Below are 20,476 nucleotides of genomic sequence, written 5' to 3'. Positions count from 1 at the left end.
CTGCGACGCAGATCTTCCGGAGTGACAGCGGTGTAGCCTGCGCCACATGTTGGCGATCGGGGGGTTGGCCAAGCGGTTCGGTGCGGTGCAGGCGTTGGACGGTGTCACGTTCGACGTCCGGCCGGGCGAGCTGTTCGGATTCGTCGGGGGCAACGGGGCGGGCAAGACGACCACGATGCGGATCGTGCTCGGCGTGCTCGCGTCCGACTCCGGGACGGTGAGCTGGCAGGGGCGTCCGATCGACGCCGACGTGCGCCGGCGGATCGGGTACATGCCCGAGGAGCGCGGGCTCTATCCGAAGATGAAGGTCGGCGAGCAGCTCGACTACCTCGCCCGCCTGCACGGCATGGACGCCGCCACCGCGCGGAACGCGGTGGAGCGCTGGACCGCCCGCGTCGGCGTCGAGGCCCGGCGCGAGGACGAGGTGCAGAAGCTCTCGCTCGGTAACCAGCAGCGCGTCCAGCTGTGCGCGGCGCTGGTACACGACCCGGACGTCCTGGTGCTCGACGAGCCGTTCTCCGGCCTCGACCCGACCGCGGTGGAGACGATGAGCGGCGTGCTGCGGGAGAAGGCCGACGCCGGCACGCCGGTGATCTTCTCCAGCCACCAGCTGGAGCTCGTCGAGCGGCTCTGCGACCGGGTCGGGATCATCTCCGGCGGGCGGATGGTCGCCGTCGGCACCGTCGACGAGCTGCGCACCGGCGACGTCACGCGCTACGACGTCGTGGGGCCACCGGCCGGTTGGACGGACGCGCTGCCGGGGGTGACCGTGCTCGATTCCCGGCAGGATCGCGCCGGTCTGCGCACCCGCGTCGAGCTCGGCGGGGCCACCGACGACCAGGCGTTGCTGCACGCGGCGACGGCCGCCGGTCCGGTGCGGGAGTTCTCCCCGTACCGGCCGCCGCTGACCGAGCTCTACCGCGACGTCGTCGCCGACGAGGCGACACCGCAGAGTTCCGAGACCGTCGGCATCACCGGAGGGAACGCACGATGACCACATCCCTCGGCGCACGCGAGACGATCACCCTGGTCGCCCGGCGCGAGATCCGGACGCAGCTGCGCTCGCGCTCGTTCGTCTACGGTCTACTGATCATCATCGCGATCTTCGCCATGTACGGGCTGATCTTCGCGTTCATCGGCAGCCAGGGCTCCAGCGCCACGCTCGGGGTGACGCCCCAGGCCCGCCCGGCCGTCGCGGCGGTGCAGGAAGCCGCCCGGTCCGACGGCTTCGACCTGACGACCGTCGACGTGACACCGGCCGCCGGAACCGAGCAGGTGCGCTCCGGCGACCTGGACGCCCTGCTCACCGGCGGCCCGGGATCCTACGAGCTCGTCGGGCGGGACAGCATCGACTCCGACGTGTCACGGCTGGTCACCCAGACCGTCCGGGCGCAGGCCCTCGACCAGGCACTGCGGGCGGCGGGAACCGACCCGGCCGCTCTCGCGCAGGCCTCCACCGTGCGCAGCCAGACCCTGGAGCCGGAGGATCCGCTGCAGGGGCAACGGCTCGGGATCGCGATCGCGGTCGCGGTGCTGCTGTTCTTCTCGCTGAGCAACTACGGCGGCGCGGTCGCCCAAGGCGTGGTCGAGGAGAAGTCCAGCCGGGTCGTCGAGCTGCTCCTGTCCACGATCAAGCCGCTGCACCTGCTGGCCGGCAAGGTCATCGGGCTGGGCCTGGTCGGCCTGTTGCAGCTGCTGATCCTCGGAGCCATCGCCACCACCGGCGCGCTGGCGTTCGGAGTGATCTCGGTGCCCACCACGGTGATCGCCGCGCTGGGGCAGGCGGTGCTCTGGTACCTGCTGGGCTTCTTCCTGTTCGCCACGCTCTACGCCTCGGCGGGCGCGCTGGTGTCACGCCAGGAGGAGCTGCAGTCGGCGATCACGCCGCTCGCGTTCCTGGTGATGATCCCGTTCGTGGTGACGGTCAGCGTGCTGCCCAACGACCCGCGCAACCCGTTGGTCACCGTGCTGTCGTTCATCCCGTTCTTCGCCCCGACCACCATGCCGGCACGGGTCGCGCTGGGGGTCGCGCCGTGGTGGCAGGTCCTCGTCGCCGCCCTGCTCACGCTGGCAGCGATCGTGGGGATGGTGTGGCTCAGCGCGCGGATCTACCAGAACTCGGTGCTGCGTACGGGGGCGAAGGTGAGCTGGCGCGAGGGGCTCACCGGCGCCCGCTCGTGAGCCTCACCGCCGGGCGTTCTTGACCTTCTCGTAGCGTGCGAGGGACTCCTGACGCTCGGCCTTGTGGTCGACCATCGGCTCCGGGTAGCCGTCCGGGATCCCGTCGGGGAGCTTCCAGGGCTGGTGCACGGCCTTGCCCTTCACCCCGGCGAGCTCGGGCACCCAGCGGCGCACGTAGTCGCCGTCGGGGTCGAAGCGCTCCCCCTGGGTGATCGGGTTGAAGATCCGGAAGTAGGGCGAGGCGTCGGTGCCGCTCCCGGCCGTCCACTGCCATCCGTGCTGGTTCGACGCCAGGTCGCCGTCGACGAGAAGCTGCATGAAGTGCCGTGCGCCCCACCACCACGGCAGGTGCAGGTCCTTGGTCAGGAACGACGCGACGATCATCCGCAGCCGGTTGTGCATCCACGCCTCGGCGCGGAGCTGGCGCATGCCGGCGTCGACGATCGGGAAGCCGGTGCGCCCTTCCTGCCAGGCCGCGAACGCCTCGTCCGCCTCCGGCCCGGTCTCGTTGGGCAGGGCGTCGAACTTCTTGTCGTAGTTCTCCCGCGCGGAGTCCGGACGCTGGTAGAGCACGTCGGCGTAGAACTCCCGCCAGGCGATCTCGGTGCGGTAGGTGCCGGCGCCGTCGGACTTCATCGACGCGGTGTCGGCCAGGATCGTCCGCGGGTGGATGCAGCCGTACTTCAGGTACGGCGACATCCCGGACGTGCCCTGGGCCGCGGGGAGGTCGCGCCGGTCGCGGTAGCCGTCCACGCCGCCGTCGAGGAACTCCTTCCACAGGGCGAGCGCCGCGGACTCCCCCGGCTCGGGCAGCTGCGACTCGCACGTCTCGTCGTCGGGGATCTTCACCGCCCGCGGACCGCCGTCCTTGTCCGACGGGTCCATCCACGTGACCGTGGAGGCGTCGGTGTCGGCCGGGGCGCGCCAGCCGTGGTCGGCCCAGGCGCGGCTGAACGGGGTGAACACCTTGAACGGGTCGCCGCTGCCGTTCTTCACGCGGTCCGGCGCGACGGCGTAGGGCGAGCCGGTCCGCACCAGCTCGGCGTCGACGTCGGCGAGGGCCTTCTCGACGTTCTCGTCCCGCTCGCGGCCGTAGGGGCCGTAGTCGGCGGCGATGTGCACGGTGGCGGCACCCACCGCCTTCGCGATGCGCGGGACGACGTCGGCCGGGTCGCCGTGGACGACCAGCAGCTTCCCGCCGAGCGCGGAGTCGAGCTCGCGCAGGGCGCCGTAGAGGAAGTTCTTCCGCGCCGCGCCGGAGGGAGTCAGCAAGGCCGGGTCCAGCACGAACAGGGCCAGGGACCGGTCGGCGGCGTCGGCCGCGGACAGGAACGTGGGCTGATCGTGGACCCGGAGATCACGCCGGAACCAGACGACGGCGGTGGAGGTGGCCATCCGCCGACGCTATCGGCGCCCCACCCACCCCGCCCGCCGGCCTCGACCCGGTTCAGCGAACGGCACCCCCGGCCGGAACCGGGGCGAACGAACGGCACCCTCGTCGGAAAGGTTCCGACGAGGGTGCCGTTGGCTATGTCGAGACGGAGCTCAGCGCTTGTCCAGCGAGACGTAGTTGCGCTCGGCGGAGCCGGTGTAGAGCTGACGCGGGCGACCGATCTTGTTCTGCGGGTCGTCCATCATCTCGCGCCAGTGCGCGATCCAGCCGGGAAGGCGGCCGAGCGCGAACAGCACGGTGAACATCTTCACCGGGAAGCCCATCGCCCGGTAGATCACGCCGGTGTAGAAGTCGACGTTCGGGTACAGCTTGCGCTCGACGAAGTAGTCGTCGGCGAGAGCCTTCTCCTCGAGCGTCATGGCGATGTCGAGCAGCGGGTCGTTGACCCCGAGCTTCTTGAGGATCGTCTCGGCCTGCTGCTTGACGATCTTCGCGCGCGGGTCGTAGTTCTTGTAGACCCGGTGCCCGAAGCCCATCAGGCGGGCGCCGTCCTCGCGGTTCTTGACCCGGTTGACGAACGACTCGACGTTGCCGTCCTCCTGGTCGCGGATCTGCGTGAGCATCTCCAGGACCGCCTGGTTGGCGCCGCCGTGCAGCGGGCCGAACAGGGCGTTGACGCCGGCCGAGATCGAGGCGAACAGGTTGGCCTGGCTGGAGCCGACGAGCCGCACCGTCGAGGTCGAGCAGTTCTGCTCGTGGTCGGCGTGCAGGATCAACAGCGTGTCCAGGGCCTTGGCCATGTCCTGGTCGAGCTCGTAGGGCTCGGCCGGGAACCCGAACGTCATCTGCAGGAAGTTCTCCACCAGCGACAGCGAGTTGTCCGGGTAGAGGAACGGCTGGCCGACCGACTTCTTGTACGCGTACGCCGCGATCGTGAAGACCTTGGCCATCAGGCGGACCGTCGAGAGCTCGACGGCGTCCTCGTCGTGCGGGTCCAGGCTGTCCTGGTAGAAGGTCGACAGCGCGCTGACCGCGGACGACAGCACCGGCATCGGGTGCGCGTCGCGCGGGAAGCCGTCGAAGAACCGCTTGAGGTCCTCATGCAGCAGGGTGTGCCGGCTGATCCGGTTCGTGAACGAGGCGAGCTGGTCCTTGCTGGGCAGCTCGCCGTAGATGAGCAGGTAGCTGACCTCGAGGTAGGAGGAGTTGCCGGCCAGCTCGTCGATCGGGTAGCCGCGGTAACGCAGGATGCCGGCGTCACCGTCGATGTAGGTGATGGCCGAGGAGCAGGCCGCGGTGCTGGTGAAACCGGGGTCGTAGGTCACCAGGCCGGTCTTGCCGAGCAGCTTGCTCACGTCGACGGCCTGTGCACCCTCGGTAGGGGTGTGCACGGTCGTCTCGAACTCGCCGCCGTCGTACTGGAGAACCGCGGAGTCGGCGGCCTTCTCGTCGGACATGTGGAGGTTCCCTCTCACAGCTGGGGATCGTCTGCTTCGCAGGACACGCTAGTCCGCTCGACGGAATCCGCAGAACGCAGCGATCAGTGTCACCGGCGCCGCCCCTCGTCCGGAGGTCGTCGCAGCACGGCCACGCCGCGCGCCGGCAGGGCGACGCCGTCCGCGGTCGCACGGCCGTGCAGGACGTCGCCGTCGAGCGTGACCTCGACCGGGGCGTCGGTGCGGTTGACGAGGAACCGGTACGGCCCCCGCACCACCAGCTCCACCGACCCGGCGACGGCGGCGGGCAGCTCCGGCCCGACACCGGGTGGGAGCAGGGCGGTGACCAGCGACGACAGCCCGTCGCGGCCGAGCTGCGTCGACACCCAGGTGGCCGCACCGGCCCCCACGCGGCGACGGGTGACCGCCGGTCGTCCCTGCTGCTCGCCGCTCGCGTAGGACGCCAGGACCTCGACGCCGGGCCCGACGGCGTCGATCCGGTCGGTCCAGACCGCCCCGGGCCCGAAGGCGTCCAGCTCGACGGTCTCGCCCTCGGCCAGCGGCGCGAACTCGTCGATCCGGATCCCGAGCAGGTCGCGCAGCGCACCCGGGTAGCCGCCGAGGTACACGTGGGCGCGGGAGTCGGCGACCCCCGAGAAGTACGTCGCGACCAGGTGCCCGCCGCCCTCCACCCATCCGGCGAGCCGGCGGGCGTCGGGGAGGTCGAGGACGTGCAGCATCGGGGCGACGGCCAGGCGGTGGCCGGCCAGGTCGGCGCCGGCGGGCAGGACGTCGACGCGCACGCCGGCGTCGAGGAACGCCCGGTACCAGGCCAGCGCCTCACGCCGGTACTCCAGCCGCGAGCTGGGCAGGAAGTCCTGGCGGGTCGCCCACCAGGACGGCCAGTCGAACAGCAGGGCGACCGGGGCCGGCGTCCGCGGCGTCCCGGCGACCGGGGCCAGACGGCGCAGCGTCGCGCCCAGCTCGGTGACCGTGCGGAAGACCGTCGACTCCGCCCCGGCGTGCGGCAGCATCGCCGAGTGGAACCGCTCGGCCCCGGCCGCGGACTGGCGCCACTGGAAGAAGCAGATCGCGTCAGCACCGTGCGCGAGGTGGGTCAGCGAGTCCCGCTCCAGCTCGCCGTCGCGCTTGGCGTGGTTGACCGGCTGCCAGTTCACCGCGCTCGTGGAGTGCTCCATCAGCCACCACGGCCGTCCGCCGGCCAGACCGCCGGTGAGGTTGGCGGAGAACGACAGCTCGTCGCGCCCGAGCGGTTCGGGGTGCACATAGTGGTCGTTGGAGACGATGTCGACCTCACCGGCCCAGGACGCGTAGTCCATCGCACGGGTGTTGTCCATGACCATGAAGTTCGTGGTCACCGGGACGTCCGGGGTGATCGAGCGCAGCAGGTCCCGCTCGGCTCGCAGGTGGTCGCGCAGGGCGTCGGAGGAGAACCGGGCGAAGTCCAGGGACTGGCCCGGGTTCGGCGCGGTGCCCGGTGCGGTCCGCCGGGGCGGCAGGATCTCGTCCCAGTCGCGGTAGCCCTGCGACCAGAACGCGGTGCCCCAGGCCTCGTTCAGGGTCGCGAGGTCGCCGTGGCGCTCGCGCAGCCAGACGCGGAAGGCCGCGGCGGCGTCGTCGGAGTAGTCGTGCACGTTGTGGCAGCCCAGCTCGTTGTTCACGTGCCATGCGACGAGCGCGGGATGGTCGCCGTAGCGCCGGGCGAGGCGCTCGACCAGTGCGAGCGCGTGCCGGCGGAACACCGGCGAGGTGGGACGCCAGTGCTGGCGCCCGCCCGGGGAGATCGTCCGGCCGTCGGCGTCGACCGGGAGGATCTCCGGGTGCGCGGTGGTCAGCCAGGCCGGCGGGGACGCGGTCGCGGTGGCCAGGTCGACGGCGATCCCGCCGTCGTGCAGCAGGTCCATCACCTCGTCGAGCCAGGCGAGGTCCCACTCCTCCGGGCCGGGTTGCAGGCGGGTCCAGGAGAAGACGCCGACCGTCGCGATCGTGACGCCGGCCCGTCGCATCAGCTCGACGTCGTCGCGCCAGACCTCCCGCGGCCACTGCTCGGGGTTGTAGTCGGCGCCGTACTCGATCCGGGTGCCGGGCGGGATCCCGCGCAGCCATCGCGGGCTCATGCGCCCGGCCCCGGGGCGCGGTAGCGCAGGAACTCCGGGAAGCGGGCGACCACCAGCAGCGTCACGACGACGACGGCGACACCACCGATCGTCGCGGTCAGGCCGGGCCCGATCGCGGCCGCGGACGGTCCGTGCCACAGGTCGGCCAGCCGCGGGCCCCCGGCCACGACGACGATGAACACGCCCTGCATCCGCCCGCGCATCTCGTCGGTGGCGACGGTCTGCAGCATCGACGACCGGTAGACCGAGCTCACCAGGTCCCCGGCACCGGCCAGGGCCAGCGCGAACACGGCCAGCCACAGCGAGCCGACGAGCCCGAAGATCGCCACCCCGACGCCCCACACGCAGACCGCGGCGACGACGGCGACGCCCTGACGTTCCACGCGCTGCAGCCAGCCCGACAGCACCCCGCCGGCGACCATCCCGAGCGGGATCGCCGCGAACAGCAGGCCGAGCGCGAAGCCGCCGCCGGGCGGGTCGCCGAACACGGTCTGCGAGATCTCCGGGAACACCACCCGCGGCATCCCGAAGCCCATCGCGACGACGTCGATCAGGAACGACACCAGCAGGATCTTGTGCAGCCCGACGTAGCGGAAGCCGTCGAACACCGCCCGGAGCCCGACCGTCGACCGCGCCCCGGACGCGTCGCGGGTCGCGGGCATCGGCGGCAGCCGCCACGTCGCCCACAGCGTCGCCAGCAGGAACACGGCGTCGACCAGGTACAGCGTCGACAGCCCGACGACCGGGATCAGGACCCCGGCCAGCAACGGGCCGATCACGGCGCCGAGCTGCACGACCGTCATGTTCAGCGCGTTCGCGGCGGGCAGCTGGTCGGCCGGGAGCAGCCGCGGGATCACCGCGCTGCGGGTCGGCTGGTTCATCGCCAGCATCGCCGTCTGGAACGCGAACAGGACCAGGACCAGCCAGACGTTGCCGACCCCGGACGCCGAGACCACCCACAGCGCCAGCGACGTGACCGCGATGCCCGAGCCGGTGAACAGCAGCATCACCCGCCGGTCGACCGCGTCCGCGATCGCGCCGCCCCAGAGCCCGAACACCACGAGCGGGACCAGGCCGAACAGGCCCGTCAGCCCGACGTAGGCCGACGAGCCGGTCATCGCGTAGATCTGCGTCGGCACCGCGACGACCGAGAGCTGCGCGCCGATCACGGTGATCACGCCGGCCGTCCACAGACGCCGGTAGGCCGGCGTCCGCAGCGGTGTGGTGTCGGCGAACGCGCCACGGATCGCGCCGGTCAGGCGCGACGTCACCCCTCCGCCGGCGGTCGGGCGGGTCACCGGTTCGTCGCCGCCCGGGCCGGGGACCGGCTGGGTGGGACCGTTCGGGTCAGAGCTGCTCACGCCGACCACAGTTACACGACGCAAGCCCGACGCCCACGGAGTTCTGCACCACTGCCCCTCAGGGGGCCAGTCGCCGCACCTGCCAGGCGTCGTCGCGGCCCAGCTCGAAACGGAGCCGGTCGTGCATCCGGTCGTGGCGGCCCTGCCAGAACTCGACCTGCCACGGCACGATCCGCCAGCCGCCCCAGTGCGGGGGCCGCGGAATCTCCTCGACGTCGGCGAAGCGCTGCGTGACGGTGCTCAGCGCGTCGTCGAGCACGGTGCGCCGGGCGACCACGGTCGACTGCGCCGAGGCCCAGGCACCCAGCTGCGACCCGCGCGGGCGCTCGGCCCAGTAGGCGTCGGACTCGGCGTCGCTGCAACGCTCCACCCGGCCCATGACCTGGACCTGGCGCTGCATGGCGAACCACGGGAACGTCACCGACGCGACCCGGGTCAGGTTCAGGTCGCGGCTCTTGTGCGAGGTGTAGTTCGTGTAGAGGACGACACCGCGCTCGTCGAGGCCCTTGCAGAGCACCGTGCGCGAGGACGGGACGCCGTGCTCGTCCGCGGTGGCCAGCACCATCGCGTTCGGCTCGGCGACCCCGTACTCCCGGGCGGCGTCCATCCAGGCGGCGAGCTGCTCGTGCCAGGTCGGCGCCAGGTCCTCGACGTCGAAGGGGCGGCTCTCGTAGTCGATCCGCATCCGGGGCAGGGACCGTTCCAGCGTGCTGTCCGACATCGGCGTCTCCTCACGGGGTACCGCCGCGACGGTAGGTGCCCGCGGCGGCGCACGCACCCCGCCGATCGGGGGCCGCATCACCGCATCGGGTGACATCGGAGCAGCTCGTGACGGAGGACACGGCCTGCCGCGTTGCTCGCGCGGTGCCGCCCGGAGGAAGGTGGCGCTGGTTCGGCGCCCGTGCACAGCGGACGTCCGGACCCCGGCACCGTCGTCGGCCGCGGCACCCGCGTCCACCGGTCGCCAGTCAGACCGGACCGAGCCGAAGGAGACCCGGTGTCCGCAGAAACCTCGACCACACAGACCGAGGTACCCCCGCCGCCGCCCGGCTTCAAGTCGGGCCTCGAGGGCCACGTCGCGTTCCGCACCGAGATCGCCGAACCGGACAAGGACGGCGGCGCGCTGCGCTACCGCGGCGTCGACATCGAGGACCTGGCCGGCAAGGTCACGTTCGGCAACGTGTGGGCCCTGCTCGTCGACGGCCGTTTCGGCCACGGCCTGCCGCCCGCCGAGCCGTTCCCGCTGCCGGTGCACACCGGTGACGTCCGGGTCGACGTGCAGGCCGCGCTGGCCATGCTCGCCCCGTACTGGGGCTACCGCCCGCTGCTCGACATCGATCAGGCCGAGGCCCGCGAGAACCTCGCCCGCGCCTCGGTGATGGCGCTGTCCTACGTCGCGCAGTCCGCGCGCGGGATCGGCGTCCCGGCCGTGCCGCAGTCCCGGATCGACGAGTGCTCGACGATCACCGAGCGCTTCATGACGCGCTGGCGCGGCGAGCCCGACCCGGCGCACGTCAAGGCCGTCGACGCCTACTGGGTCTCGGCCGCCGAGCACGGCATGAACGCCTCCACCTTCACCGCACGCGTGATCGCCTCCACCGGCGCCGACGTCGCGGCCTCGCTGTCCGGCGCGATCGGCGCGATGTCCGGCCCCCTGCACGGCGGCGCGCCGGCCCGGGTGCTGCCGATGATCGACGAGACCGAGCGCACCGGGGACGCGGACTCGCTGGTCCGCGGCATCCTGGACCGCAAGGAGAAGCTGATGGGTTTCGGGCACCGGGTCTACCGGGCCGAGGACCCGCGCGCCCGCGTGCTGCGCCGTACCTGCCAGGAGCTCGACGCGCCGCGCTTCGAGGTGGCCGCCGCGCTGGAGAAGGCCGCGCTGACGATCCTGCGGGAGCGCCGTCCGGACCACCCGATCGAGACCAACGTCGAGTTCTGGGCCGCGGTCATCCTGGACTTCGCGAAGGTCCCGCCGCACATGATGCCGGCGATGTTCACCAGCGCCCGGACCGCGGGCTGGTCGGCGCACATCATGGAGCAGAAGCGGGAGAACAAGCTGGTCCGCCCGTCCGCGCAGTACATCGGACCGGGCCCGCGTTCGCCGCAGGACGTCGAGGGCTGGGACCTGGTCGGCACCCCCTGACCCGACGCCGTACGCGGGAGGCCCCTCCGGACACGGTCCGGAGGGGCCTCCCGTCGTCTCAGGCCGTGACGTTCCAGTGCGGCGGCTCCACGCCGGCGACCGGGGCCGGGGCGGAGACCAGGTACGGGTTGCGCAGGGAGCCGAGCACGAGCGTCCGGCGCTTCGGACCGGCGAAGGCCAGCGACGACACCTGGCCGAGCGGGGAGAACCCGCCGCGCCCGCCGATGTGCGCGGCGCGCATCCGCCCGGACAGCCAGGCCTCCTCCACGCCCTCGACGTGCCCGCGGTCGGCGGTGTTCAGCCAGGTCTCCTTCGTGCCGTCGGGGAGGACCCGGATCACCCGGTTGGAGACGACGCACGCCTCCCAGACCCCGCCGTCGACGTCGAGCGCGAGGCCGTCCGGGAACTCGCCGGGCCCGAACTCGGCGAGGACCTCCTTGGGCCCGGGCTCGCCGGACTCCGAGAGCGGGAAGCGGGAGAGCCGCTTGGTGAACGTCTCGTTCACGTAGAGCCAGCGTCCGTCCGGGGACGGGAGGCACTCGTTGGTGTAGCCCAGCCCGTCGGCGACGATCCGCGGGCCGCGGCCGTCGTCGAACACCACGAAGCCGCTCTTCGCGTCCGCGGTGAAGTCGGTGTCGCGCGGGTGCACCGTGGTGGACACGGTGATCCACAGGCGCCCCCGGTGGTCCCGGGTGACGTGGTTGGTCGGGGGCAGTGCGACGCCGTCGACCTCGCGCAGCTCCGGCGTCAGCTGCCCGTCGCGCTGCAGCCGGAACACCCCGCCCTCCCGCTCACCCTGCCCGAGGTGGGCGATCAGGAACGAGCCGTCGGCCTCCAGCGCGATCCCGTTCGGGTGCAGCCCGTCGGGCAGGTCGGCCGTCGTACCGAGGTAGCGGGTCTGGCCGCCGTCGGGGCGGATGTGGCTGACGCCGCCGTCGGCGTTGCTGGTGTAGAGGTCCCCGGCCGCCGTGGCCAAGACGGACTCGGGCCGATTGAGATCGCTCCCGATGCGCTTCAGGTCGTCGGCGGTCACCGTCACGGTCACTCCTCGTCGGTCGTCGGCGATCACTAGAGGTACCCGCTCCGGCGGCCCGCGTCTACGCCCCCGGTGTCCCGGCCTGTGCGGCGAGCTCCTGTGCGAAGCCCTCGGTCCGCATCCGGCGGTCCAGGTAGATCAGACCGGTCACCCCGGCGACGATCGGCATCGAGACGGTGCCGACGATCCACGACCCGATCCCGAGGATGACGAAGTAGGTCCCGAACGCCGCCAGGGACGGCACCTCCCCCGGAGAGGCGGAGATCGCCGACGTCATCGTCCCGGCGCCGAGCAGGCTGGTCGGGATGCTGACCAGGACGCTGAACGCCACCACGACGAGGACGCCCAGCAGCAGGATCCCGAACGTGCGCCACCATGCGCCGCGCACCAGGGCCCGCGACCGCGCCAGCGCCGTGCCGACCCCGCCCCCCTCCACGACCAGGGCCGGCGGCGCGAGCATGAGCGTCACCGCGATCCAGAACCACGCGGCGTAGGCGGCGATCCCGACCAGGACGGCGGCGAGGATCGCGAGCCCGGAGCCGTCGCCGGCGACGCCGATCAGCACCGCCAGTGAGATCCCGACGCCGACCACCACGAGTCCGAGCACGGTGATCACGAGGTAGAGCCCCAGCATCGACGGGACCCTGCGGAGCCCCTCCCTCAGCGCCTGCCCGAACGGCACCGTCCGGCCGAGCACGGCCGGGACCAGCACGCCGTAGAGCATCGACAGCACGAGCGGGTACAGCACGAGCGAGAGCACCACGACGAGGCCGATGGTCCAGAGGAACTCGGCCAGGAAAGCCGCGCCCAGGGCGTCGGCCGAGGCACCGTTCTCCGCCGCGTTGACCAACCCGACGATCCGGAACTGCAGCAGCAGCTGGGCCGCCACCAGCACCAGCATCACCACCGCCGACGGGACGAGCGTGACCACCCAGTGCGAGCGGATGTAGCGCAGCGCGCCGGTCAGCATGTCCGGTCCGCTCAACGGGGCCAGCGGCACGATGCCGGGCCGCGGGGCCTGCCACGGGGGCACGGAGCCGGGCGGTTGTCCCCAACCTGGCTGTTGTCCCCAGGCCCCCTGTGGATATCCGCCCGGTTGTGGATGGCCGCCTGCCTGTGGGTAGCCGCCGGGCTGGGGGTGTCCGGGCTGGGGCGGGCCCGGGTACGGGTACGGGGTCCCATATCCCGGTTGCGGGTACGGCGGGTGCCCCTGCTGCGGGTAGGGCGGGTACCGGCCGGGCCGGTCCTCCGGACCCGGCTCCTCGCCCGATCCCTGCTGGTCCCCCGGTCGGTCGGGTGTGTCGGTCATGTCAGCCCCCCGGCTGCTCTGCTGGTGATCGGCATCCTGGCAGTCCCGCGGGGGACGGTGGGACACGATTCGCCAACGAGTCGGGAGGCCTCGCGGCCTCAGCGCACCTCCAGCACCCCCTCGGCGAGGAACGTGTCGTCGGAGAAGCGGTACCGCCCGGGCGGGGCGTCGACCACGACGCGGACCGAGCTCCCCGGCGCGATGCGGACGTGCACGTCCAGCTCGTCGATGTCGAACGTCGCCCCGACGAGCGGGTCGGTGTTGGTGACCGCGATCGCGACCGGGCCGGGCTCCGCGGTGAGGACGGCGGGGGTCATCACCCGTCCGGCCCGGTCGGTGAACAGTCCCCACCCCGTCCGTTCCCGGGCCACCCGCAGGTCACCGGGCCGGGTCTGGTCGACGGCCGGAGTCAGGTAGAGCGTGCTGCCCACCAGGACCGCGAGCACCGTGACGATCAGGAACGCCTGCCGGATCGCGAGCAGGGCGAGCCCGACCAGCATCGCGAGACCGACGACGACCAGCGACGGGAACCCGACGAAGCGACCCACCGCCTGCAGGGCGGCGGTCGCGACGAGCATCGCGCCGGCGCAGAACATCAGCAGCCCACGCCAGGTCCCGGAGGTGGTGGTGATCGGACTGGTCCAGCTGTCGGCGAGCATCGTCGGCCCCGTCCCGTCGCGGTGGGCGTGCGGGACCGAGTCGACCCCGGGGACCGTCCCGGGCGCATCGGACCGGTGTCCCGGATCGACCGGGACACTCACCCGATGACGGGCGCCGGGCGCGGGGTCTTCCGGATCGCGATCGAGAGGCCCGCGGCCACCACGCACAGCACCGCCCCGCCGAACCAGGCGGCGTCGTAGCTGCCCAGCGCGTCGCGCACCAGCCCGGCGACCAGGGCCGCGAACGCCGCACCGAGCTGGTGCGAGGCGAAGATCCAGCCGAACACCATCGGCGCGGACGGCCCGAAGACCTCCCGGCACAGCGCCAGGGTCGGCGGGACGGTCGCCACCCAGTCCAGGCCGTAGAAGATGACGAAGGCGAACATGCTGGCGTTGAGGTCCGAGCCGAACAGCGGCGGGAGCAGCGCCAGCGAGACCGCGCGCAGTCCGTAGTAGACGGCCAGCAGGATCCGCGGGTCGTAGCGGTCGGTCAGCCACCCGGACGCGACCGTCCCGACCAGGTCGAAGATCCCGACGACGGCGAGCAGGCTCGCGGCCGTCGTCGCCGGCATGCCGTGGTCGTGCGCGGCCGGGACGAAGTGCGACTGGATCAGCCCGGCCGTCGTCGCGCCGCAGACGAAGAACCCGCCGACGAGCAGCCAGAACGTGCGCACCCGGAGCGCGGAGCCCAGCGCCCGGACCGCCATCACCGCGACCCCGCTGCGGGGCGGGGCGGCGACGACGTCCTCGGCGGTGCCCCCGTAGGGCAGCACCCCGACGTCGGACGGGCGGTCGCGCAGCATCAGCAGCACCACCGGGACGACGAGGAGCGCCGCGGCGGAGATCGTGAGCGCGGCCGGGCGCCAGCCGTCGGTCGTGACGATCGCGGCGATCACCGGGAGGAAGATCAGCTGCCCGGTCGCGGTCGCCGCGGTGAGGATCCCGGAGACCAGACCGCGCCGGGCGACGAACCAGCGCCCGACGACGGTCGCCACCAGCGCCATCGCCATCGACCCGGTGCCGAGGCCGACGACGACGCCCCACAGCAGGACGAGCTGCCAGACCGACGTCATGAACACGGTGAGCCCGCTGCCGACCGCGACCATCACGAGCGCGCCGCTCACCACCCGTCGCACACCGAAGCGCTCCATCAGCGCGGCCGCGAACGGCGCGGTCAGCCCGAACAGGGCCAGGTTGACCGACAGCGCGAACGAGATCGCCCCGATCGACCAGCCGAACTCCGCGTTCAACGGCTCGACCATCACCCCCGGCGTCGACCGGAACCCGGCCGCGCCGAGCAGCGCGAGGAACGTCGCGCCCGCCGCCCACCACGCCGGGTGGATCCGCCGGCGGCGGGCGGGCACGTCGGCGGGCGCGGGGTCACGGAGGTCGCTCACCCGGCTCACTGTTCTCCCCCGCGTCACCGCAGGGAAGTGGCCGGACGGCCGATATATGTCAAGATTCAGCCATGGCCGACGACCGGACACGTGCCCATCGGGTCGCCGTGCTGGCCTCGCCGGAGGTCATCGCGTTCGAGCTCGCCATCCCGGGCCGGATCCTCGGCGGTGCCCTGGACGACGACGGACGCGCGCTCTACGACGTGCGGGTGGCCTCGCTCGACGGTGGACCGGTCCGGACCTCCGACGGCTGGGCGGTGCAGCCCGAGCACGGCCCGGAGGCGTTCACCGACGCCGGCACCCTGGTCGTGCCCGCGTCCCGCGGCACCGCGACGATCCGCGACGGCGAGCCGGATCCCGCGGTCGCCGCGCTGCTGCGCGACGCGAACGGACGGGCCCGGGTGATGTCGATCTGCACCGGGGCGTTCGCCCTCGCCGCGGCCGGCCTTCTCGACGGGCGCCCGGCCACCACGCACTGGCTGTTCACCAACCGCTTCCGGCGACTGTTCCCGCAGGTCCGGCTGAACCCCGACGTGCTGTTCGTGGACGACGGCGACGTCCTCACCTCGGCCGGCAACGCAGCCGGTATCGACCTGTGCCTGCACCTGATCCGCCGTGACCACGGGGCCGAGGTGGCCGCGTCGGTGGCGCGGCGCAACGTCGTCGCGCCATGGCGGGAGGGCGGGCAGTCGCAGTTCGTGGAGCGCCCGGTCCCGCACGAGGAGGGCCCGGGGACCGCGGCCGCGCGCGCCTGGGCGTTGCAGAACCTCGACCGGCCCCTGACCCTGGCGGAGCTGGCCGAAGGGGCGTCGATGAGCGAGCGCACGTTCACCCGCCGGTTCCGTGCCGAGACCGGGCTCAGCCCGTCGCGCTGGCTCGCCGCACGACGGGTCGAGCTGGCACGACGGCTGCTGGAGACCACCGATCTCCCCGTGGACCGGCTCGCCGCCCGGGCGGGGTTCGGCAGCCCGGCGTCGATGCGGATGCACCTGGGCGCCGAGATCGGGATGTCGCCGCTGGCCTATCGGCGCGCGCACCGGGCCCCGGCGGACGGCTGATCCCGTCTGTGCTCCCGCGCACCGCGCGGGTGGCGGCGCGGATGCGGGCTGCAACACTGGAGGCCGTGACCTCGATCCCCACCGATCTGAAGATCCCCGCCGATCTCCTGCCGTCGGACGGCCGCTTCGGCTGCGGACCGTCCAAGGTCCGCCCCGAGCAGCTGGCCGCCCTGGCCGCCTCCGGTTCGTCGCTGCTGGGCACCTCGCACCGGCAGAAGCCGGTGAAGTCGCTGGTCGGGCGTGTCCGCTCCGGTCTGTCCGAGCTGTTCTCGCTGCCCGACGGCTACGAGGTCGTGCTGGGCAACGGCGGTTCGACGGCGTTCTGGGACGCCGCCGCCTTCGGTCTCGTCCGCGAGCGCTCGCTGCACCTGACCTACGGCGAGTTCTCCGCCAAGTTCGCCGAGAGCACGAAGGGTGCGCCGTTCCTGGCCGACCCGATCGTGGTCTCCGCGGACGCCGGCAGCGCGCCGGAGCCGGCCACGGACCCCTCGGCCGACGTCCTGGCCTGGGCGCACAACGAGACCTCGACCGGCGTCTCGGTGCCGGTCGTCCGGCCCGAGGGCGCGACCGCGGACCAGCTCGTCACGATCGACGCGACGTCCGGCGCGGGCGGCCTCCCGGTCGACCTGAACCAGGCCGACGTCTACTACTTCGCCCCGCAGAAGGGCTTCGCCTCCGACGGCGGCCTGTGGATCGCGCTGATGAGCCCGGCCGCGCTGGAGCGCGTCGCCGAGCTGGGCGCCTCCGACCGCTGGATCCCGCCGTTCCTGTCGCTGACCACCGCGGTGGACAACTCCGGCAAGGACCAGACCTACAACACCCCGGCGGTGGCCACCCTGTTCCTGCTCGCCGAGCAGGTCGACTGGATGAACGGCCTGGGCGGGCTCGACGGCTGCGTGGCACGCACCCGCGACTCCTCGGACCGGCTCTACGGCTGGGCCGACAAGAGCACCTTCGCCACGCCGTTCGTCTCCGAGCCGGCGCACCGCAGCCAGGTGGTCGGCACCATCGACTTCGACGACGCGGTGGACGCCGCCGCGATCGCGAAGGTCCTCCGCGCGAATGGCGTCGTGGACACCGAGCCGTACCGCAAGCTGGGCCGCAACCAGCTGCGGGTCGGGATGTTCCCGGCCGTCGAGCCGGACGACGTCTCGGCGCTGATCTCCTGCATCGACTGGGTGGTCGAGCAGCTGGGCTGAGCCCTTCACCGACACACGGCCGGGTCATCCTTCGGGAGGCCCGGCCGTCGTGTGTCCAGGGAACCCCTGGTCAACCCGCTGTAGTCACATCAGCCACATGAACCCCAACTGCCCCAGATCTGACGCGACGTGCAATTCTGCGTACGTTCCGTGAGAACAGTGACACCCCGGATCCGGTGACCGTCGTCGACCAGGCAAATCCCGCGTCGGCGCGCCTCACCCGATGCCGGGGTCCGGCCATCTACCGTCACCCGGACGGGGACGAAAGCGGGAGGGCAGATCGATGCGCGCGTTGCGGGTCGTCGGGGTGACCGGGGACGGTGCCGTCGTCCTCGAGGACCCGGGCCGTCGCGAGCGCTACACCGTGCAGGCCGACGAGCAGCTGCGCGCTGCCGCCCGGGGTGACGTGACCCGGCTCGGCCAGATCGCGATCGAGTTGGAGAGTCAGTTGCGCCCACGGGAGATCCAGGCACGCATCCGGGGCGGTGCCTCGGTCGAGCAGGTCGCCGCAGCCGCCGGGGTGCCGGTCCAGAAGATCGAGCGGTTCGCCTACCCGGTGCTGCTGGAACGCTCCCGCACCGCGGAGCTCGCCCAGGGCGCCCACCCGCAGCGCACCGACGGCCCCGACGTCCGGACGCTCGGAGAGACCGTCGCCTACACGTTCGGCCTGCGCGGGCAGGACTACGTCGAGGCCGCCTGGGACTCCTGGAAGGGCGACGACGGCAAGTGGGTCGTCGCGCTGTCCTGGCACGCCGGGCACTCGGACAACGCCGCGCACTGGGCCTTCCAGCCCGGCGCGAACGGCGGGACCGTCGTCGCGCTCGACGAGCACGCCAGCGACCTGGTCGAGGGTCTGCCGGCCCGCCCGCTCCGCCCGCTCGGCCCGGTGATCGACATCGCCCGGGACGAGGAGCCGGAGCCCGCCCCGACGCCCGAGCACGTCCGGGCCGCCGCCGGGGAGGCCCGCGCGTCGGGTGACCCGCGCCCCGCTCGTGGCGGGATCGCCCCGGAGCAGCGCCGGTCCAGCCCGCCGGCCCCGACCCACGGCTCGCGTCAGCGCGAGACCGAGGAGCAGACCGAGCAGACCGCCCGCGGTGCGAGCGCCTACGCCGGGTCGCCGATCCCGTCGCGTCCGGCCGAGACATCCCGCCCGGCCGAGCCGTCGCGTTCGGTCGAGACCTCGCGGCCTGCCGAGCCGCCGCGCCCGACCGAGCCCTCGCGGCCTGCCGAGTCGTCCCGCCCCGCCGAATCGCAGTCCGCCGAGTCGTCGCGTCCGGCTGAGTCGTCGCGTCCCGCCGAGTCGTCGCGTCCCGCGGCGCAGGAACGTCCACCCCGGGCCGACGGCATACCGGTGGCCGACCGGGCGGAGATCCCGGCCGCGTCCGCGGCGCCCGCTCCTGGCGAGTCACCGGCCGAGACGGCGTCCTCATCCGCTCCCGCCGAGCCGGCTGCCCCCGCGACGCCGCCGTGGGAGAAGGAGCCCGCCGCGATCAGGTCCGGCACGACCGAGCCCGGCACGACCGGGTCCACCGCCGTGTCCGAGCCCGCCGCGTCCGTCGCTCCCGCCGACGAGGAGGCCGCCGCCGACACGCCGGGCGAGACCGCCGAGGCCGAGGCCGCCAAGCCTGCGCCGGGCGCGCGCCCGGCCGCCCGGCCGCGGACCAAGAAGGGCAAGCCGGTCATGCCGTCCTGGGACGAGGTCCTGCTCGGGGTCCGCGGACAGCGCTGAGAACTCCTCCGCCCCGGGACGACCCCGGGTCGGTCCGCCGTACGGCCGGACCGCGCACGGTTCGGTGGTCCCGCGCCCGTCGCGGCACGCGGGAGGCCGGTCCGTACGCGACCGGGTTGAGGCCGTGAACCATCCCGGACCGCCGCCGAGATGCGTCCCACGGTCGTCCGGTGATCGACAAGTCGCGATGAGCCGCATCTCGGCGGAGTTCCCGGGAGCGAACCGCCCGAGCGGCCCCGCTGCGCGCCGGCACCGGATCCGTATCCGGTGCCGCCCCCGCCGGACGCGCGCTCCCCACCCCGACGCGCGCTCCCCACGGCAACGCGCACGCGGTGAGGTGCGCGTCGACGTGCTCGGCGCGCGACAACCTCTTCGGCGCGCGTCGACAGGCTCGGCGCGCGAGAACGTGGCGGGCGGGAACGTGGCAGGCGCGCGGGAACGCACTCGGCGCGGGAGCGGGGGCCGGGCGCGGGGCGGCGGCGAGTCGGGCGCGAGGCGGCGGCAGGGCCGGGCGCGGGGCGGCGGCGAGCCGGGCGCGGGGCGGCGGCGGGCCGGGCGCGGACGGTTCAGTCGTCGCCGGTGATCGCGTGGAAGGCGACCGCGGCGGCGGTGGCGACGTTGAGCGAGTCGACACCGGTGGACATCGGGATCCGGACGCGGACGTCCGCGGCGGCGAGGGCCTCGTCGGTCAACCCGGGTCCCTCGGCGCCCAGCAGGAGGGCCGTACGACGCCCGGAGAGGCCCGCTCGGGCCAGCGGGACGGCGCCCGGGTCGGGAGTGAGGGCGGCGACCGTCAGGCCGGCGTCGCGCAGCAGGGACAGCGATGCGGGCCACGGCCCGGGCAGGGGCGCGAACGGCACCCGCAGTACGTGCCCCATCGAGACCCGGACGCTGCGCCGGTAGAGCGGGTCCGAGCAGTAGGGCCCGAGCAGGATCCCGTCGACGCCGAGCGCTGCCGCGTTCCGGAACAGCGATCCCAGGTTCTCGTGGTCACCGACCCCCTCGCAGACGGCCAGCACGCGGGCCCGGGCGGCCAGCTGTGCCGGGTCCGGGACGTCGGCGCGGTCGGCGACGGCCAGTACCCCGCGGTTGAGGTGGAACCCGACGGCCTCGGCCATCACGTCGGCGTCGGTGGCGTAGGCCGGGACGTCGACCCGCTCGAGGTCGCCGGAGAGCTCGTCCAGGCGTCGCGGGACCCCGAGCAGCGACCGGATCGGGTACGGCGAGTCGAGCAGCCGCCGCACCACGACGACACCCTCCGCGATCACGAGACCGCGGCCGCCCGGCCGGTCGGGACGCCGGTCGGCGGTCGTGAGGTCGCGGTAGTCGTCCAGGCGCGGGTCGTCGGCCCGCGCCACGGGGGTGAGAATGGCCACGGGGACCGATGATCCCACTACGTCGACCGTCCGCCGCGTCCAGTCGCCCGGTCAGCCG

General features: G+C 73.2%; 16 protein-coding genes. 6 read left to right on the top strand and 10 right to left on the bottom strand.

The annotated features are described in order from the left end of the window. Positions 1-46: 46 nt before the first annotated feature. Both EV383_RS02960 and EV383_RS02955 read left to right on the top strand, forming a co-directional pair. On the top strand, positions 47-994 hold the full coding sequence (locus tag EV383_RS02960) for an ABC transporter ATP-binding protein (protein WP_130288486.1): 948 nt from the start codon (positions 47-49) through the stop codon (positions 992-994). After that, entirely contained in the window at positions 991-2,181 is a 1,191-nt protein-coding gene (locus tag EV383_RS02955) for an ABC transporter permease (protein ID WP_130288485.1), read from the top strand. The genes EV383_RS02960 and EV383_RS02955 overlap by 4 nt, the downstream gene beginning before the upstream one ends. A gap of 3 nt (positions 2,182-2,184) precedes the next feature. Here the strand turns inward: EV383_RS02955 and EV383_RS02950 are convergent, their stop codons facing one another. The 5 genes from EV383_RS02950 to pdxH form a co-directional block, all read right to left on the bottom strand. After that, positions 2,185-3,576 (bottom strand): cryptochrome/photolyase family protein, encoded by a 1,392-nt coding sequence (locus EV383_RS02950; protein WP_130288484.1) that lies wholly within the window; start codon positions 3,574-3,576, stop codon positions 2,185-2,187. A 150-nt stretch (positions 3,577-3,726) separates the two neighbouring features. Next, positions 3,727-5,031, bottom strand: a complete 1,305-nt coding sequence (locus EV383_RS02945; protein ID WP_130288483.1) for a citrate synthase — start codon at positions 5,029-5,031, stop codon at positions 3,727-3,729. 89 nt (positions 5,032-5,120) lie between these two features. Continuing rightward, positions 5,121-7,148 (bottom strand): beta-galactosidase, encoded by a 2,028-nt coding sequence (locus EV383_RS02940; RefSeq protein WP_130288482.1) that lies wholly within the window; start codon positions 7,146-7,148, stop codon positions 5,121-5,123. Beyond that, positions 7,145-8,419, bottom strand: coding sequence for an MFS transporter (locus EV383_RS02935; RefSeq protein ID WP_242623400.1), 1,275 nt, complete (start codon positions 8,417-8,419; stop codon positions 7,145-7,147). The genes EV383_RS02940 and EV383_RS02935 overlap by 4 nt, the downstream gene beginning before the upstream one ends. 148 nt (positions 8,420-8,567) lie before the next feature. After that, entirely contained in the window at positions 8,568-9,230 is a 663-nt protein-coding gene (gene pdxH, locus EV383_RS02930) for a pyridoxamine 5'-phosphate oxidase (RefSeq protein ID WP_130288481.1), read from the bottom strand. A gap of 276 nt (positions 9,231-9,506) precedes the next feature. Here pdxH and EV383_RS02925 point away from each other — a divergent pair, with 276 nt between their 5' ends. After that, entirely contained in the window at positions 9,507-10,655 is a 1,149-nt protein-coding gene (locus EV383_RS02925) for a citrate synthase 2 (RefSeq protein WP_130288480.1), read from the top strand. Between the two features lie 58 nt (positions 10,656-10,713). Here EV383_RS02925 and EV383_RS02920 read toward each other — a convergent pair whose 3' ends face one another. The 4 genes from EV383_RS02920 to EV383_RS02905 form a co-directional block, all read right to left on the bottom strand. Continuing rightward, complete coding sequence (locus EV383_RS02920; RefSeq protein WP_165438212.1) at positions 10,714-11,694, bottom strand: SMP-30/gluconolactonase/LRE family protein; 981 nt, start codon at positions 11,692-11,694, stop codon at positions 10,714-10,716. Positions 11,695-11,752: 58 nt separating this feature from the next. Then, the gene (locus tag EV383_RS02915) at positions 11,753-12,724 is read right to left on the bottom strand and encodes a DUF7847 domain-containing protein (protein WP_130288478.1); all 972 of its coding nucleotides are present in this window, start codon (positions 12,722-12,724) and stop codon (positions 11,753-11,755) included. A gap of 374 nt (positions 12,725-13,098) precedes the next feature. Further along, on the bottom strand, positions 13,099-13,659 hold the full coding sequence (locus EV383_RS02910) for a cupredoxin domain-containing protein (protein WP_130288477.1): 561 nt from the start codon (positions 13,657-13,659) through the stop codon (positions 13,099-13,101). 98 nt (positions 13,660-13,757) lie between these two features. Further along, positions 13,758-15,056 carry an MFS transporter gene (locus tag EV383_RS02905; RefSeq protein ID WP_242622861.1) on the bottom strand — a complete coding sequence of 433 codons (1,299 nt, stop codon included), beginning with the start codon at positions 15,054-15,056 and terminating at the stop codon, positions 13,758-13,760. A gap of 71 nt (positions 15,057-15,127) precedes the next feature. On the opposite strand from EV383_RS02905, the gene EV383_RS02900 reads away from it, so the two are divergent. From EV383_RS02900 to sepH, 3 genes are all read left to right on the top strand, one after another. After that, positions 15,128-16,114 carry a GlxA family transcriptional regulator gene (locus EV383_RS02900; RefSeq protein ID WP_130288476.1) on the top strand — a complete coding sequence of 329 codons (987 nt, stop codon included), beginning with the start codon at positions 15,128-15,130 and terminating at the stop codon, positions 16,112-16,114. 41 nt (positions 16,115-16,155) lie between these two features. Beyond that, entirely contained in the window at positions 16,156-17,313 is a 1,158-nt protein-coding gene (serC, locus tag EV383_RS02895) for a phosphoserine transaminase (RefSeq protein WP_130288475.1), read from the top strand. A 283-nt stretch (positions 17,314-17,596) separates the two neighbouring features. Continuing rightward, a complete protein-coding gene (gene sepH, locus EV383_RS31565; RefSeq protein WP_207223415.1) occupies positions 17,597-19,042 on the top strand; it encodes a septation protein SepH in 1,446 nt (481 codons plus the stop codon). A 566-nt stretch (positions 19,043-19,608) separates the two neighbouring features. Here the strand turns inward: sepH and EV383_RS02885 are convergent. Continuing rightward, positions 19,609-20,418 (bottom strand): TrmH family RNA methyltransferase, encoded by an 810-nt coding sequence (locus EV383_RS02885; RefSeq protein ID WP_130288474.1) that lies wholly within the window; start codon positions 20,416-20,418, stop codon positions 19,609-19,611. Positions 20,419-20,476 lie beyond the last annotated feature (58 nt).

This window comes from Pseudonocardia sediminis (genome assembly GCF_004217185.1).
Lineage (GTDB): Bacteria > Actinomycetota > Actinomycetes > Mycobacteriales > Pseudonocardiaceae > Pseudonocardia > Pseudonocardia sediminis.
This window is presented reverse-complemented; position numbering and strand designations above follow the sequence as displayed.